Genomic DNA, 574 nt, shown 5'->3' with positions numbered 1-574 from the left:
GCCGCCCCGCGCTCGGCCGGAGCTCCGGCCGAGCGCCGGACCGGTCCGCGGACCGGGAAGAGGAGACAGATCATGACCGAGCAGGACCAGACCCAGCAGGACCAGACCCGGCACGACGACGAATCGCAGGACCAGGACCGCTCCGACGCCGCCGGCATCGTCACGGCGCTGCTCGACCGGTGGTCCGACGGGATCCGCCGGCGCGACCTCGAGCACATCGCCGCGCAGTTCACCACGGACGCCCTGTTCCAGGGCTTCGACCCCGAGCCCGCGTTCGGCCGCGACGTCGTCTCGGCCTACTACGGCAAGCAGCCGGCCGGGCTCACAGCCGACCACACGCTGGTGCGCGCCACCAGGCTGGCCGACGACGCGGTGCTCGGCTACGCGGCGGTCGTGTTCCACCGCCCCGACCGGGAGGTGCCGGTGCACCTCACCGTCGTCGCCGTCCGCGAGGAGGGTCACTGGCTGATCAGCCACTACCACGTGTCGCGCGTGGGCTGACGGGGTCTACGTCGACGCCGGGTCCGGCGCCCCGGCGGGCGCGTCCGCGGCGGGCGCGTCCGCAGCAGCGGCC

General features: G+C 74.7%; 1 protein-coding gene. It reads left to right on the top strand.

Going from position 1 to position 574, the window contains the following annotated elements; all coding sequences use genetic code 11:
* Positions 1 to 72 precede the first annotated feature (72 nt).
* Positions 73 to 501 (top strand): SgcJ/EcaC family oxidoreductase, encoded by a 429-nt coding sequence (locus PROKR_RS09300; protein ID WP_051432823.1) that lies wholly within the window; start codon positions 73 to 75, stop codon positions 499 to 501.
* Positions 502 to 574: the final 73 nt, after the last annotated feature.

The sequence above is a fragment of the Promicromonospora kroppenstedtii DSM 19349 genome (assembly GCF_000515355.1).
Taxonomy (GTDB): Bacteria; Actinomycetota; Actinomycetes; order Actinomycetales; family Cellulomonadaceae; genus Promicromonospora; species Promicromonospora kroppenstedtii.
This window is presented reverse-complemented; position numbering and strand designations above follow the sequence as displayed.